At 45.3% G+C, this 15,233-nt stretch carries 14 protein-coding genes; 9 read left to right on the top strand and 5 right to left on the bottom strand.

Translation table 11 applies throughout. The features are described from left to right. The first annotated feature begins 136 nt into the window (after window positions 1–136). The 7 genes from BM049_RS02645 to BM049_RS02615 all read left to right on the top strand — a co-directional run bounded on the left by BM049_RS02645 (window position 137) and on the right by BM049_RS02615 (window position 8,534). The gene (locus BM049_RS02645; protein WP_218147191.1) at window positions 137–1,828 is read left to right on the top strand and encodes a methyl-accepting chemotaxis protein; all 1,692 of its coding nucleotides are present in this window, start codon (window positions 137–139) and stop codon (window positions 1,826–1,828) included. 307 nt (window positions 1,829–2,135) lie between these two features. Beyond that, complete coding sequence (locus BM049_RS02640; protein WP_091528464.1) at window positions 2,136–3,713, top strand: alpha-glucoside-specific PTS transporter subunit IIBC; 1,578 nt, start codon at window positions 2,136–2,138, stop codon at window positions 3,711–3,713. A 32-nt stretch (window positions 3,714–3,745) separates the two neighbouring features. Next, the gene (locus BM049_RS02635; RefSeq protein WP_091528462.1) at window positions 3,746–5,074 is read left to right on the top strand and encodes a 6-phospho-alpha-glucosidase; all 1,329 of its coding nucleotides are present in this window, start codon (window positions 3,746–3,748) and stop codon (window positions 5,072–5,074) included. 121 nt (window positions 5,075–5,195) lie between these two features. Next, window positions 5,196–5,954, top strand: coding sequence for a MurR/RpiR family transcriptional regulator (locus BM049_RS02630; RefSeq protein ID WP_091528461.1), 759 nt, complete (start codon window positions 5,196–5,198; stop codon window positions 5,952–5,954). 283 nt (window positions 5,955–6,237) lie between these two features. Further along, window positions 6,238–7,155: a DUF4349 domain-containing protein gene (locus tag BM049_RS02625; RefSeq protein WP_091528459.1), complete on the top strand. Its 918-nt coding sequence runs from the start codon at window positions 6,238–6,240 to the stop codon at window positions 7,153–7,155. A 9-nt stretch (window positions 7,156–7,164) separates the two neighbouring features. Further along, complete coding sequence (locus BM049_RS02620; protein ID WP_091528458.1) at window positions 7,165–7,545, top strand: VOC family protein; 381 nt, start codon at window positions 7,165–7,167, stop codon at window positions 7,543–7,545. A gap of 29 nt (window positions 7,546–7,574) precedes the next feature. Further along, window positions 7,575–8,534 carry a glutathione S-transferase family protein gene (locus BM049_RS02615; RefSeq protein ID WP_091528456.1) on the top strand — a complete coding sequence of 320 codons (960 nt, stop codon included), beginning with the start codon at window positions 7,575–7,577 and terminating at the stop codon, window positions 8,532–8,534. A 126-nt stretch (window positions 8,535–8,660) separates the two neighbouring features. Here BM049_RS02615 and BM049_RS02610 read toward each other — a convergent pair whose 3' ends face one another. Then, window positions 8,661–9,377, bottom strand: coding sequence for a YjjG family noncanonical pyrimidine nucleotidase (locus BM049_RS02610; protein WP_177188570.1), 717 nt, complete (start codon window positions 9,375–9,377; stop codon window positions 8,661–8,663). Between the two features lie 253 nt (window positions 9,378–9,630). Here BM049_RS02610 and BM049_RS02605 point away from each other — a divergent pair, with 253 nt between their 5' ends. Next, entirely contained in the window at window positions 9,631–10,491 is an 861-nt protein-coding gene (locus BM049_RS02605; RefSeq protein ID WP_091528453.1) for an NAD(P)H-binding protein, read from the top strand. A 236-nt stretch (window positions 10,492–10,727) separates the two neighbouring features. Here the strand turns inward: BM049_RS02605 and BM049_RS02600 are convergent, their stop codons facing one another. The 4 genes from BM049_RS02600 to BM049_RS02585 form a co-directional block, all read right to left on the bottom strand. Then, entirely contained in the window at window positions 10,728–11,225 is a 498-nt protein-coding gene (locus tag BM049_RS02600) for a hypothetical protein (protein ID WP_091528452.1), read from the bottom strand. Window positions 11,226–11,254: 29 nt separating this feature from the next. Continuing rightward, entirely contained in the window at window positions 11,255–12,463 is a 1,209-nt protein-coding gene (locus BM049_RS02595; RefSeq protein ID WP_091528450.1) for an NAD(P)/FAD-dependent oxidoreductase, read from the bottom strand. A 36-nt stretch (window positions 12,464–12,499) separates the two neighbouring features. Next, a complete protein-coding gene (locus BM049_RS02590; RefSeq protein ID WP_091528449.1) occupies window positions 12,500–13,297 on the bottom strand; it encodes an SDR family NAD(P)-dependent oxidoreductase in 798 nt (265 codons plus the stop codon). 231 nt (window positions 13,298–13,528) lie between these two features. Then, window positions 13,529–14,383, bottom strand: coding sequence for a helix-turn-helix domain-containing protein (locus BM049_RS02585; RefSeq protein WP_091528447.1), 855 nt, complete (start codon window positions 14,381–14,383; stop codon window positions 13,529–13,531). Between the two features lie 308 nt (window positions 14,384–14,691). Here BM049_RS02585 and BM049_RS02580 point away from each other — a divergent pair, with 308 nt between their 5' ends. Further along, window positions 14,692–14,982, top strand: a complete 291-nt coding sequence (locus tag BM049_RS02580; protein WP_091528446.1) for a hypothetical protein — start codon at window positions 14,692–14,694, stop codon at window positions 14,980–14,982. The last annotated feature ends 251 nt before the right edge of the window (window positions 14,983–15,233 follow it).

Below are 15,233 nucleotides of genomic sequence, written 5' to 3'. Positions count from 1 at the left end.
GTGGGATCCTTTTCCGGATGAGAATTCTCTCAATATGGTTAATCTCAGAGACGCTGTACCGATTATAATAGAGTACGGTTCATTATGTAATAAAGTGATCCATAAGAAATCATCAAAAATATTGGGGGAAATAGAAGTGAAAATCACAACGAAGTTACTTGTTTCGTACATAGCGATAGCCCTGCTGGTCGTCATGCTGGGAGTCATGTCCTTTTTGGGACTCAGGATGGTGAATGAGAATTCGGAAGAACTATATACCGATCGTCTTCAGCCGGCTATCATCTTATCAGAAGTATCGCAGTTGATGGAAAACACGCGTGTGCATTTACTGACTGGTGTCGTCGGAAGTGTACCGGCGCGTGGTGAAAGTGCGGTAGAAAATTTAGAAGAGGTAGATCTTTTACTTGAAGAATACAGTGCCAGAGAGTTAGGGCAAGACGAACAGGAAATCTTTGACTTGATGAAAGTCAACTGGGACCTGTTTGCGGAATCCATACGCACCACAGCGGCCAGTTTATCGGCAGGCGATTATACGGCCACGATGGAAGGGGTGCGGGACAGTGGCGCACGATACGGGGCGGCGAATATGTATCTGGAAGACCTGCTTGCTTTGACAGATGAGTTATCCAATGAAACATATAACCAGAACCTGAATACGTATGAAACACTGAGAAATATCATTATCCTCATCAGTCTGATCGCAACAGCCTTGGCCATCGTCATCGGTGTTCTCATGGGGAGGATGATCGGTGCACCGCTTAAAAGCCTTTCGCATAATTTGAATGAAGTGGCAAAGGGGAACTTGACAGTTAAACCCCTGAAAACTAAGCGCAAAGATGAGATCGGCACACTGGTGAACGCCAGCAACACGATGCAGAGTGAACTGCGCAATATCATCGCCTCTGTTTCTCAGGCCACGACTCAAGTCATGAGTTCCAGCGAAGAACTGACCCGATCGACGAATGAAGTCGGTCAGGGCGCGGAACAGATCGCGGTCACCATGCAGGAACTGGCTTCGGGCTCCGAGTCCCAGGCGAATTACACAGGTGATTTATCCATGAACATGCAGAACTTTGTCCAGACGATCGAAGATTCTGCCGATCAGAGTGATCGGATCTACAAGACCTCCAATGATGTCAGAGCTCTGACTGAAAAAGGAAAAGAACTAATGGATGCTTCTGTCATGCAGATGCAGATGATCGACAACATTGTCAAACAGTCGGTCGACGGGGTAAAAGAACTGGACAACAAGTCGGGTCAAGTCACTAAGCTGGTCTCGGTGATTGAAGAAATCGCTGAACAGACTAACCTTTTGGCTCTGAATGCGGCGATCGAAGCGGCCAGAGCCGGGGAGCAGGGTAAAGGGTTTGCCGTTGTCGCTGAAGAGGTCAGGAAACTGGCAGAACAAGTCTCTAACTCTGTCGGTGATATCACAGAGATCGTTTTAAGCATCCAGTCCGAGTCATCCCGTGTGGCCTTGAGTCTGGAAAATGGATACGAACAGGTGGCTAAAGGAACGACTCAAATCGAAAGCACCGGAGAAACCTTCAATAAGATTTCCTCATCTGTTCAGTCGATGGGGACCTCGATCAAAGAAATTTCTGACAAGCTGCAGGCCAACAAACAGCAGACGCTTGACATGAACGCTAGTGTGGAAGAAATCGCCAGCGTTTCCGAAGAATCCGCCGCAGGCATCGAACAGACCTCGGCATCCGCCCAGCAGACCACGAGCACGATGCAGGAAGTCTCAGCCAGTTCAGAAGAATTAGCTAAGATCGCCGAAAAACTGAACCAGATGGTCGACCGGTTCAAGCTGTCAGCGGTATAATATCAAACAAAGCATAGCCCCGTTAAACTGACTACAGTCTTAACGGGACTATGCTTTTTTTATGAGAAAGAAGGGATTAAGCCTGAGACTCTTAGCATCCGGGGAGATAAGGCTGTAAACAAAGGCTCCAGCAGGGCAACACTTCCTGACGGGCCTGATCATTAGAGGCGAGTGGGAAATATCCCAGGAATTGGGAAATAAACCTTTGAATGCGCTTTCTTACCCGAAAGGTTCCAACCTATTGTCTGGAAGATAAGGGCATGTTTAAATAAACGTACAAAATAAAAAAAGGAAGTAGGAGAAACTGATGAAAGAAAAATTACAGCGTTTCGGCGGGGCTATGTTCACACCTGTGCTGCTCTTTGCCTTTTCAGGAATAATGGTAGCCCTTGCATTGATGTTCAATAATCCTCTGATCGTCGGACGTATTGCAGCTGAAGGAACAATGTGGAATATGTTCTGGACGATTATTGAAAATGGTTCCTGGACAGTATTCAGACAGATGGAGCTGCTCTTTGTGGTCGGTATCGCACTGGGACTGGCTAAGAAAGCGAATGCCAGAGCCGTTATGGAAGCCGTGGTCACTTACCTGACATTCAATTATTTTCTTTCAAGTATCCTGGAACTTTCCGGATCGACATTCGGTGTTGATTTCACTCAGGAAGTTGGCGGGACCAGCGGCCTGAAGATGATCGCCGGGATCAAGACACTGGACACGGGGATACTCGGAGCCATTGCGGTTTCCAGCCTAGTCGTATTCCTGCACAATCGCTATTTCGATAAAAAACTCCCTGAATGGCTAGGGATTTTCCAAGGGTCATCCTTTGTCGTGATCGTCGGCTTTATTGTGATGTTACCCATCAGTTTTCTGACAGCCAGTATCTGGCCGGCTGTCCAGTCAGGCATCGAATCAACACAAGTATTGATGGCAAATTCCGGGATATTTGGTGTCTGGCTCTATACATTCATGGAACGGATCCTCATTCCGACAGGGCTTCATCACTTTGTCTATACGCCCTTCCTGTTCGGTCCGGCGATCGTCGAGAGTGGTATCGTTACGTCATTTATAGAAAACCTGCCGGAACTGGCGACCACGGAAGCAGCGTTGATCGACGTCTTTCCACAGGGCGGGTTCTCACTGCACGGTAATTCGAAAATATTTGCTGCACCGGGGATCGCGCTGGCTTTTTACGCTACAGCTAAAAAGGAGAACCGCAAGAAGGTGGCCGCTCTCGTCATTCCTGCAACACTGACAGCAGTGTTAGCGGGGATTACAGAACCGCTTGAATTTACCTTCCTGTTCATCGCACCTGTTTTATTCCTGGTCCATGCGCTGCTTGCCGCAACCATGTCTACTGTAATGTATGCCTTTGGCGTTGTTGGTGATATGGGCGGGGGCCTGATCGAAATAGCCTCTAAGAACTGGATCCCGTTATTCGGAAATCATGGTGAAACATACCTGTCTCAAATAGCCATCGGTCTGGCCTTTACAGCAATATACTTCTTCCTGTTCCGTTATCTTATCAAGAAGTTCAACTACATGACACCGGGACGTTCAGATACAGAAGGGCCGAAATTATATAAAAAGGCTGATTATCGTGAGAAGCAGGCCAATGGGAAAAAGAAAACAGCTGCTGACAAATACACGGATCAGGCTCTCGCTTTCATCGAAGCTTTAGGTGGCGCTGAGAATATCGACACGGTCAACAACTGTGCGACACGTCTGCGCGTAAAAGTGAAAGATGCCGATAAAGTTCAGGATGATGCAGCTTTCAATGCCGGAGGGGCAATGGGGATCGTCAGAAGTAAAAATGCATTTCAGGTCATCGTTGGCTTATCAGTCCCTCAAGTAAGAGAAGCCGTGGAAAATCAGATCGGGAAATAAATAATCTAAAAAGACATTAGGAGATGACAATTATGAAAAAACATTCAATCGTTATAGCAGGTGGAGGAAGTACATTTACACCGGGGATCGTTCTTATGCTGCTTGAGAATCTGGATCGCTTACCGATAAGACAAATCAAGTTTTACGATAATGATAAGGAAAGACAGGATATTGTCGCCGATGCGTGTGAAATCATCATGAAAGAAAAAGCACCGGAGATCCAGTTTCTTAAAACGACCGATCCAAAAGAAGCCTTTACCGATGTTGATTTCGTCATGGCGCACATCCGAGTCGGCAAATACAAGATGAGGGAGATGGACGAGAAGATCCCGCTGAAATATGATGTCGTGGGACAGGAAACATGCGGACCGGGAGGTATTTCATACGGGATGCGATCGATCGGTGGCGTGATCGAACTTGTCGACTATATGGAAAAGTATTCGCCGGATGCCTGGATGCTGAATTATTCCAATCCGGCTGCTATCGTTGCAGAAGCTACACGGAAATTGCGTCCGCAAGCTAAAATACTGAACATCTGTGATATGCCTATTGCCATTGAGAATCTGATGGTGAAAATCCTCGGATTGAAAAGCCGTAAAGACTTGACTGTCCGTTATTATGGTCTGAATCACTTTGGCTGGTGGACGTCCATCATGGATAAAGAAGGCCATGATCTGATGCCAAAGTTAAAGGCACATGTAAAGGATAACGGCTATGCTGTAGACTTTGATGAGTCTGGCCAACACGTCGATGAGAGCTGGAAGCATACGTTTGAGAAAGTGAAAGATGTTTATGCCCTGGATCCGGACACTCTGCCTAACACGTACTTGAAGTATTACATGTATCCTCAGGACGAAGTGGCTAAAGCCAATCCTGAATACACACGGGCAAACGAGGTGATGGATGGCAGAGAGAAACATGTCTTTGGCGAATGCAAGAAAATTACTGCCAATCAGTCTACTGAAGGGTCTACGCTTGAAATCGATGAACATGCTTCGTATATTGTCGATCTGGCTCGAGCGATCGCGTACAATACGGGTGAACGCATGCTGCTGATTGTTGAAAACAAAGGGGCCATTGCCAATTTTGATGATACAGCCATGGTAGAAATCCCTTGTATCGTCGGGGCGAACGGTCCTGAACCTATTACTCAGGGAGAGATACCCCGCTTCCAGAAAGGTTTGATGGAGCAACAGGTCGCTGTTGAGAAACTGGTTGTTGAAGCCTGGGAGGAAAGATCACGTCAGAAATTATGGCAAGCCCTTACACTTTCCCGCACAGTACCAAATGGACGAGTGGCTAAAGAGCTGATGGAAGAACTGATCGAAGCGAACAATATGTTCTGGCCGGAATTAAACTAAATAAGTACAATAAAAACTGTTTATTCATCTGATGGGGGATAAGCAGTTTTTTGTATGAGGATGACCAGCGGGTATGATATGATGTTTAAAAGAGCAGATTCGTCGAAAGAGGAGGGGCAGCATGCTGCATGAACTGATCAATAAACATGCCGGAAAGTTATCTGAAAATGATTACTATATGTTGAATTATGTACAGAAACACACAGACAAGGTGAAAAACATGACCATTCTGGAGCTTAGTAAAGAATGCAATATGTCAAAGTCATCTGTTCTCCGCTTAACGAAAAAATTGGGTTTTTCAGGATATAGTGAGTTCAAGTATTATCTGAAAGAACAAACATCCAGAAAAACGGTCAGCGAAGATATCTTTGACTTGAGTATGACGGATGTACAAACAACGCTGAATTTATTCAAAAAAATCAACAAGGTGCCCATATATGAACTCATAAAAAATGCAGAGACGATTTATGCTTACGGTACAGGCTGGGGACAGCAGAATGCCCTGCAGGAACTGAAACGTTACCTTCTGTCTATGAATAAATATCTCTATATCATACCGGCTAAAAAGGAACTTCAAGTCACGATCAGCCACATGAAACCAACTGATCTGGTGATTTTCACGTCATTAAGTGGTGAAATCGACGAAATAATGACAGACTTAAAAACGATCCATTATAATCAGGTACCGACAGTGTCGATCACCAATTTTAAAAACAATCATTTAGCTAAATTGACGACACACCAGCTATACTTCCAATCCACGGATTTTGGATACGCGTTTAATGTTGAACATAAATCATTTATCGGCCTGCAACTTATCATCGACCACTTAGTCAGAGGCTATCTGACTCATGTTAGCAGCATGGAAGAAGAAAACTGAACCCTATGGCATGACTCGATCTGATTCTCTCTTTGGATAGTTAAAGCTTAGAAAAGTCGTCTCAGCCAGTTCAGAAGAACTAGCTAAGAGCGCTGAAGAATTGAATCAGCCGGTCGACCGGTTCAAGCTGTACAGAATAGTGCCAGGACTTTCCGACGCTCTTGAGCGGGGAGTCTTTTTGATTTTCACTCAGTTCTGATTGGCTAATCTGCCTGTCTTTACTATATAATAAGGTCAAGAAAGCGTTTCAACAGATACATAAACCAATGTTATGGAGTGATGAATGATGATAAAAAAAGGATGGGCTTTATTGCTGTTTTTGGTTTTGGTGCTGACTGGTTGTGGCAGTGGAAACAATGATCTGTCGGATTCGACCGAATCGGACTCGGGTGCCGGCTATATGGACGAAAGAGCAACTGAAGATATGGCTGTCGAAGAAGAGATGGGAGAAGTGGATTTCACCGATGGACAAGGCAGCCAGCTGATCGGTGACAAGGTCATCCGCCGGGTCCAGCTCGAGTATGAAACACTTGATTTCCAGGAAACGACGACCTATGTTCTGGACACAGTCAGTGACTATGACGGCTACATCGAATATTCCAATGAGTCAAGCTACTCCCCGTCAGGTATCGCGCCAAGGGATCAGTCACGCCAGTACAGACGGGTGAACTATCTGTTCAGGATTCCTACCGATGCATTAAACGACTTTTTAGATGACTTGGACGGCATGGATGCCTATAAGTTAAGCGAGAATATTGGCGTGGAAGATGTGACACAAACCTACCGGGACACGCAATCCCGTATTCAGGTATTGGAAAATAAAGAAGAACGACTGAATGAACTTCTGGAACAGGCCGAAACGGTCGAAGATATCCTGCAGATCGAAAACAGCCTGAGTGAAACGATCGCCGAACGCGAAGCTCTTCAGTCGCGTCTGGATACCTTTGATGACCTGATCGATTATACCGAAGTCCATCTGTCAGTAACTGAACGCCCGCGCATCGCGAATACACGGGAAGATGGCCTGTCATTCCTGGCACGTATCCGAGAAGCGTTCGTGGATTCCTTCTACGCTTTCTATTATTTCATTCAGGACGCATTTATTTGGTTTATTTATGCCATTCCGTTTATACTGATATTAGCGTTACTGATTGGTATAGGATTCTATATCCTTAAAAAAGTATCGAAAAAAAGAAAGTAGTGAAGCAGAGTGAGAATCGAACATATCGGTCTATGGACCATCGATTTGGAAAAAATGAGAGAGTTCTACGAGACCTATTTTTCAGCCAAATGCGGCAAACCTTATCATAATCCCAAGAAGGGGTTCCGGTCCTATTTTTTGACCTTTGATTCAGGGAGCCGGCTGGAACTGATGCATCGAGAAGATATCAAGCGTCCGAATGTGGAAAGCTACGGGTACGCACATATTGCCCTGACTGTGGGAGATGAAAAGGCTGTGGATAACCTTGTGGATAAGTTGAAGACGGACGGCTATGCCTTGATAGACGGACCGCGCACGACGGGGGACGGGTATTATGAAGCGGTGATCGAAGACCCTGAAGGCAATCTGGTCGAGCTGACCGCTGAATAAAATGGATCGAACACGATAAGGAGGACGTTATGGGCTTACTGGTAGATGGAGAGTGGCATGACAAGTGGTATGATACGGAAAAAAATGACGGACGTTTTATCCGTGAAGAGTCCCAGTTCAGAAACTGGGTGACGAGAGACGGCAGTGCCGGTCCAACGGGTGGAGCGGGCTTTAGAGCCGAACCGGGCAGGTATCATCTGTACATTTCCAATGCCTGTCCCTGGGCAAACCGCACGATGATCATGCGCAAGCTGAAAGGACTGGAAGACATGATCTCTGTGTCCGTCGTCAATCCACTGATGGCGGAAAATGGCTGGACCTTTGAGGCGGATGACGGGGTCGTCCCGGATCCGGTGGACGATGCGGATTACTTATATGAAGTTTATACGCGCGTCGAACCGGATTACAGTGGACGCGTCACGGTCCCGGTTTTATATGATCTGAAGCAGCACAAGATCGTCAATAACGAGTCATCTGAGATCATGCGCATGCTGAACAGTGCCTTTGACGATGTTGGGGCTAAAGAAGGTGATTATTATCCTGAAGACTTGAGAGACGACATCGACAGGATAAACGACCGTGTCTACAATGCCATTAACAACGGCGTGTACAAAGCAGGCTTTGCGACCAAGCAGGAAGTGTATGAAGAGGAAGTCACGAAACTCTTTGAAGCTCTGGATGAAGTGGAAACGATCCTTGAAAAACACCCGTATCTCACAGGCAGTCGGATCACTGAAGCGGACTGGCGCCTGTTTACGACACTGATCCGTTTTGACAGTGTCTATCATGGTCATTTCAAGTGCAACCTTAAACGCATCACGGATTATGAAAATCTCTGGCTCTATACAAGAGAACTCTATAACTGGCCGGGCGTTTCTGAAACGATCAACTTCAGACATATCAAGGAACACTATTACCGTAGTCACACAATGATCAACCCAACCGGCATCGTACCCAAAGGACCTGACTTGGATTTCAGTATGGACTAGAAATCGATACAAAAGGAACGACTTTCTTCCCTGATTCAGGAAGCCGGTCGTTCCTTTTTTAGTCAAACGTATTGAGCAGTGTTTTCATCCGTGATTTTCGCTCTCTTTTGATTCGAACGGAAAAGATTAAACGGAACGCGTGACTCGCTGTTTCAAGTTGAACAGGTGGAGTAATTCAAGCAGGCTAGTGATCGTATACGTGCTTTGGGCGAGTTCAGTATTGGCCGACAATTCAGCATAGTTGTACCAGACACTGTCTATCCCGGCATTGTTAGCGCCTTTGATATCCGAAGTAAGACTGTCTCCCACCATCAGGAACTCATCTTTATTGTGGTCATTCAGTGTCTCAAAGATGTGAGTAAAAAAGTGTGGATCCGGTTTTTCGACACCGATATCTTCAGAAATGAAGACCTCTTCAAAAAAGTGCTGAATCCCGGCGCCTTTCATTCGCTGCCACTGGATTTTTGCGACACCATTCGAGCCGGCATAGAGCTTATAGCCATTGTGCTTAAGGACGGTCATCAGCTCATGGGCATGTTCCATCATCTCGTAGCCTTCGCCGAGGTGTTCGCTGAAAAAGGTGTCCACTTTTTTTCCGTCCACCTGAATACCAAATGTTTCAAGGAACAAGGCGAAACGGCTGGAAAAGAGCTCTTCCCGGGTAATGATCCCCTGCTCGAGCTTCCGCCACAATTCATGATTGATGTCTTTGTATGTCTGAACTGTTTCCTTCGTATAAGGAAGGTCATAGGTCTCTATGACTCGCTTCAAAGACTTTTCTTCTGTATCACTAAAATCGAGAATCGTGTTGTCCAAGTCAAAAATTATTTTTTTATATCTCATGAATCCTATCATCCTCATTCGCTTTGTCATGAAAACTTTTTTCCATTATACCTATTCTATCTATCTGTCCCACTAAATTCAAATGCTTTTTAACCTGAAAGGCTGACTCAGAACAGTTTCGGTCTTGTGGATCCTTATAAAGTGAAGGCAGAGAAGGGGGTGCCCGTTATTCTGTCTATTCTTTATGGATTGTCTTATACTATAAAGTAACAAAGAGTTGCAGTACAAGGGATCATGGTGAAAGGGGCCGATTATGCGTTACACGATAACAGGAGCCACAGGACGTTTGGGTAAAGAAGTCATGACAGTTGCTTTGAACAACTTATCTGCTGAAGATTTGCGGGTCTCTGTCCGCAATGTCGATAAAGCCGAAGACTTTAAAGAACAGGGGGTGGAAGTGAAGAAAGCAGATTACCGGAAAAAATCGGAACTGGTTTCGGCCTGGCAGGGTACCGATGTCCTGATTTATATCCCGAGCATCGTTCATCCAAGTTTTGAGCGGCTGCCGGAAATCGAGAACGTCGTCACGGCTGCAGAGGAAGCGCAGGTGAAGCAGCTTATTTTTATCAGTTTCTATGCGGATCAGGAGAACAATCCGTTTCAGATGAGTCCTTTTTACGGGTATGCCAGCAGACGACTGGCCAGTTCGTCGCTTTCTTATACGATTATTAAGAATGCGATGTATGCAGATCCGCTAGTCGGTTATCTGCCTGAACTGATTGAACGGGGAAAAGTGGTCTATCCTGTTCCGCATGAAAAAGTCAGTTACATTTCACGGGAAGACAGCGCCAAGGCGATCGTGGAAGTGGCCAGAGATGAAACACTTCAGAACCGGATATACACGCTGACTCAGGATCGTTCGTACACGATGAGAGAACTTGCCGACACGCTCAGCGAGGTTTTGACAGAGAAAATAGCTTTCGATCCCATGTCTCTTGAAGAATTTGCAGAAACCTATGATGAGCCGGAAGGGTTTGGTGTGTTGCTGGCCTCTATGTATGAAGCAGCTAATCAGGGTCTTTTGGACATCGTCACGGATGACTTCCGGACCATAACGGGGAGAAAAGCAGAATCCCTGGTCAGTTATTTGAATCGTCACTATCCAAAGGGTTGATTTGTGAGTAAAAAAGCTGATCGATCGGTAAAAGGATGGGAGACCCCATCCTTTTTTCGTTATGAAAGCAAGGTGTGCCTCTTGCGTGTAGAAAATCGGGCTGAAGGTCACGCAAAGAGGTGGCGCGTGCCCTTCGTGATGAGAAATCCGAGCCGAAGGGCACGCCATCAAAATCTGTCCCATAATGAAAAAGAAAGAAGCCATCCGGCTTCTTTCTTCAACTTGAAAATATTAAATTATAGTGAGCGGTTAGGTCCGTTATCTAAGGGAGTATCATCGGGCATTTTCATATCATCAGAATAGCCGATCGCCTTGTTGGAGCGGTTATTGGAAGGATCTGTGTTGCTGTTTCTGACATCTTCCAGTAATTCGGCATCATCCGTGTAGGAGCCTTCTTCTGAAGTCAGACCAGAACCATCATAAGCACGGTCTGCCTGTAAAGGATTGATGTCGGGCGACTGTTCTTTCGATTCGCCTTTGTCTTCCGTCACTTGAATGACAAAACGTCCGTCTTCCAGATCTTCCAGATGCTTGCCTAACTCTTTCTTATCCTGCTCAGTCAAATCCGAGACCTGTTTGACTGTGATATCGACGGCTTCAAGCTGAGTTTCCTGATGCGCCTTGCTGCTGATCAGTGTAAGTGATTCCGCTTCATAACCGCGCATGATCAGTGTATCCACGGCGCGTAATGCATCTTCTACTTTGGCATAACTGCCTTCTACGTGGGTATTCACAAGTTTATCCTCCTCGTCTATTGTCTGGTTTAAGCGTCGTTTTCTTTATCGCGGATGAGTCCGCGTAAATCTTCAGCTGTCTCAGGTGGATTCTTTAGCACCTCTCTGACTTTGTCCAGATCGGCGTCCACGTTCCAAGTCAGGATACCGACCGGTTTTCCTTCTTTAAGATAATAAGCGACTTTGCCTTCATCGACATGATCGATAAAGATATGCAGATCGGGATCGAGCGTGCCGATGGCTTTCCATGAAATATCAAAGACTTTTGAATAGAAGTAAGGGGTATAGTCATACGGTTCGCCTGCGCCAGCCATGCTTTTTCCGACGGCCGTCCCTGATTTACGGGCATGATCGACGTGTTCGATACGGTGTCGACCTAAAATCGGATCCGGATAAGCAGAAATGTCACCCGCTGCATAGATGTCAGGATCAGACGTCTGGAAGTATTCGTCAACGATGACCCCGTCTTCAACATCCAGACCGGCTTTTTCTGCCAGAGCCAGTCGCGGTTTGACGCCTAAACCCAGCACCAGCGCGTCGCCTTCAACTGTTTCTCCGTTATTCAATTCAAGGACCAGTTTACCGTCCTTTTTACTGTAGGAATCGGCCCGACTGTCATGCATTAAAGTAACGCCGGCTCCTCGGTAACTGTCTTCGTACTCTTTTGCCAGCTCAAGCGGGAAACGCGTGTCACCCAGTACCTGCTGCGGATAGACTAGAGTCACCTGAGTATTGTTCAGTTTCAAGTTGGCGGCCAGTTCCGTACCGATATAACTGCCCCCCACAACAATGACATGCTGATTGTTTCCGGAGACGTCTCTTAATTTGCGGTAGTCTTCAAACGAGCGGAAAGCAATGACGTGATCATCTTCCGGACCTTCAAGTGTCTGGGGTTCGCCGCCGGTAACCAATAGAAGCTTGCCATAGGTATAAGATTTACCGTCTTCCGTGGTGACTGTCTTGTTTTCCCGGTCGATTTTTGTCACCACCGTATCAAGGATGACGTCTGCCCCTGTTTCTTCTGCTGTGTCGAAGGGCACATCTTCAGTAGTGAACGCATCATCTGTCCAGATTTTTTTCGACAAAGCCGGACGTGTGTAAGGTCCGTCCTGGTCAGAAGACAGGATGCCGATGGAACCTTTTTTATCGATTTCCCGAATGCCTTCTGCAGCGTACCCGGCAGCGATCCCGCCACCGATAAATAAGTAGTCATAGTTAGTTTCTGTCGAATCCTTCATTAACTGATCTCCCCTTTACAAAAATAAGTGCGTGCCTTATATGGTCGCAACGGATCCGCCGTCTACCCGGTAGTTGGCTCCATTGACGAATGAGGCTTTTTCTGAACATAAAAAGGCAATGACGGCAGCCACTTCTTCGGTCTGACCGCGGCGCTTCAATTCAATATGAGGACGTTCTTCTTCAAGGAAGGAGTCTACCGCTTCGTCAAAGGAAACATTTTTCTCTTCCGACCGCTTCTGCATCATCCTGTCTGTCATCGGCGTTTCAATGAATGCCGGTGATACGGTGTTGACGAGCAGGCCTTCCATGGCATACGAGCGGGACAGCCCTTTGGCGAATGATAAGACCGCCGCTTTGGCGCTGTCATAAGGTAGTTCGTTGTCGTAGGGCTGCACCGCATTTTCTGAAGTAATGAACAGGAGGCGTCCCCAGCCACCTTCTCTCAAATCGGGCAGGAATTCTCTGGCAACACGCACAGGGCCGTGCAGGTTCTGTTCGATGGTATAGACCCAGTCGTCATCCGAGAGTGTATGGAACAGTCCCTGGGCCCCCGTGACGCCTGCATTTTGAACTAAAATATCAATAGTCCCGAGACTCTTTTTGATGTATTCATGTAACTGCTTAAGGGATTCGAGACTTCTAATGTCTGCCGGAAAATACAGCAGTCTGTCATTTTCAGTCAGTTTCACTGCTGTTGCTTTCAAGTCTTCCTCATCTAAATCAGTCATCACGACCGTTGCACCTTCATCTAAAAGGACTCGGGCCGTCTCTTTACCGATCCCTGAAGCTGCCCCTGTGACCAGTGCAACTTTATCTTGTAAGCCTAATTCCATAGCACTTCTCCTTTCACAAAACATACCGTTAATCATTGAAGCTGTTTGCGCCTTGTTACTATAAAGATTACTATTCAAAGCCTGAAACTTCAATTAATAGCTATTGTAAGGCTGTTTGAGGAGGGACTTGACAAGCTCAGGCGATTTAGAAAAGACGTTCTTCTGCATGCGAAAAAGACCAGACGACTTTGCCTGGTCCTGTCTCTTTTACTGTAAATAAAATAGCGGTCCTTAATTCTGCTTCAAGTCCACGTATCCGAAGGGGTTGTGAACCGTTTTAGGATCTTGAAGCGTTCGGGTCACGTAGTCTTCAAGTTCCATAAAGGAAAACATTTCAACAGCTGAACTGAAGGTGATTTCACTGGCTTCTGTATCTCCGGTTTCTCTTAAAATCATGCCTTTTCTAACAAGAGCTGATGCCAGATCGATAAGGTGATACCCCTGCTTACTTTCCTCGATCAGGTGCTCCACATAGACCATGGCACGGCTGTGCTGTTTGTTATCTATTAAAATAGAGGCCATGTTCGACAAATAAGAGAGTCTTAAATCGTCTGCTTCTTTGAACATCTGATATAACTGGAGGTCGTCCAAGGCCTTGTTTGTCATGGAAACAGCTGTTTCCAGTTCAAAGAAATAGAGCATCCGATTCAAAAGATGATATTCTGCAAGATAAAATTTATCCAGTTTTTTCAGTCGGTTCCATACTTTACCGGCATGTTCCTTTGCTCTTTCCAGATCATGATCTTGTAAAAGTGCGTAGTAGCCTAAAGACAGATTGAGTACGTCCGAGACCATATGATCATCCCTTTTACTTAATAAATCATGAGAGAGTTGGATAAGATTCTGTAAATAGGAAGGAGGTGGAGACTGGGCCATATTTTTAAATAGGTAAAGGATATGTTCCTTGTCGTTCAGGCTATAATCATTAAGAATATAGGAGAATTCATCCACTGACATATCCATATGGTCAAGGATAGCAAAGAACTTTACAATATTTGGGTTGATTTCGTCATTTTCCACTTTAGTATAGTTGGACCGCGACATTTTGCTGTCTGCGATGTCTTCCTGGGTATAGCCTTTGTTCATTCATATCGTTTTCAGTGTCTGTCCAAAATGGTAATATATATTATCCATAAGTATTCTCCTTAATAGAGTATGAGTGAGTATTAAATTAGAAATGAATAATTTAATAAGCGGAATAGTTTATATATGGGGCTTTTCGAGTTGTCAGTAGTATATATTATACAGTTTATATGTATGGCGTTCAAACTTTGTTAAAATTTGAACATATATTAAAATAGTGCCAAAAATGTGGTATAATATCACTAATTTAACACGTAGATAGATTAACGAGTTGAGTTGTTGGTTTTTGTAATTCTGATGGGGTGACTTGAATGAAAGAAGAATCGAAAATAACGCTGCATCCGTCAAAGACACTGATGATCGTTATGACTGGAACGGAGAAAGAAATCACTTTAACAGTAGATGAGAATGATCTAGTGAGGAATGCGGAGGGTGAGTTGGACTGTCCGATGGAAGTAACGTTAAAAAAGAATAAAATTAGTGGCGAGACTATAGATCAGTGGGGGATCGAATCCATTCGATTAGTAGAGATGACAAATATGGAAGAAAACGTTCTGTATGAATTTGAACCTGAAGTTATTATAGATTTGTTACAAGTTTAACACAAATTAACAGGAAAAGACAGCTTTATGAAAGGTGGGTTTTTTCTGTCTGTATAGAAAAACCGCGAGAATTAATAAATGAAGTACAGTCCTGCACTTTGGACTGTACTTTTTTTATAAACATATCAACTGCTGCAGAGAGCAGAACGGATCTATACGAGAGTCCAGACAAGATATCCCTGTTTTCGTTATGTTATTCTATAAGTAAGCAGGTCCTGAAAAAAACCGTAGAGAGACAATGGTCGTTCTAT

It is taken from the genome of Alkalibacterium subtropicum (assembly GCF_900112455.1).
GTDB classification, from domain to species: domain Bacteria; phylum Bacillota; class Bacilli; order Lactobacillales; family Carnobacteriaceae_A; genus Alkalibacterium; species Alkalibacterium subtropicum.
This window is presented reverse-complemented; position numbering and strand designations above follow the sequence as displayed.

Bases quoted from the DNA above. Each gene is read 5' to 3' on its own strand.
- BM049_RS02640 (WP_091528464.1), top strand. From the start codon at position 2,136: ATGAAAGAAAAATTACAGCGTTTCGGCGGGGCTATGTTCACACCTGTG.
- BM049_RS02635 (WP_091528462.1), top strand. From the start codon at position 3,746: ATGAAAAAACATTCAATCGTTATAGCAGGTGGAGGAAGTACATTTACA.
- BM049_RS02630 (WP_091528461.1), top strand. From the start codon at position 5,196: ATGCTGCATGAACTGATCAATAAACATGCCGGAAAGTTATCTGAAAAT.
- BM049_RS02625 (WP_091528459.1), top strand. From the start codon at position 6,238: ATGATGATAAAAAAAGGATGGGCTTTATTGCTGTTTTTGGTTTTGGTG.
- BM049_RS02615 (WP_091528456.1), top strand. From the start codon at position 7,575: ATGGGCTTACTGGTAGATGGAGAGTGGCATGACAAGTGGTATGATACG.
- BM049_RS02610 (WP_177188570.1), bottom strand. From the start codon at position 9,377: ATGAGATATAAAAAAATAATTTTTGACTTGGACAACACGATTCTCGAT.
- BM049_RS02605 (WP_091528453.1), top strand. From the start codon at position 9,631: ATGCGTTACACGATAACAGGAGCCACAGGACGTTTGGGTAAAGAAGTC.
- BM049_RS02595 (WP_091528450.1), bottom strand. From the start codon at position 12,463: ATGAAGGATTCGACAGAAACTAACTATGACTACTTATTTATCGGTGGC.
- BM049_RS02590 (WP_091528449.1), bottom strand. From the start codon at position 13,297: ATGGAATTAGGCTTACAAGATAAAGTTGCACTGGTCACAGGGGCAGCT.
- BM049_RS02585 (WP_091528447.1), bottom strand. From the start codon at position 14,383: ATGAACAAAGGCTATACCCAGGAAGACATCGCAGACAGCAAAATGTCG.
- BM049_RS02580 (WP_091528446.1), top strand. From the start codon at position 14,692: ATGAAAGAAGAATCGAAAATAACGCTGCATCCGTCAAAGACACTGATG.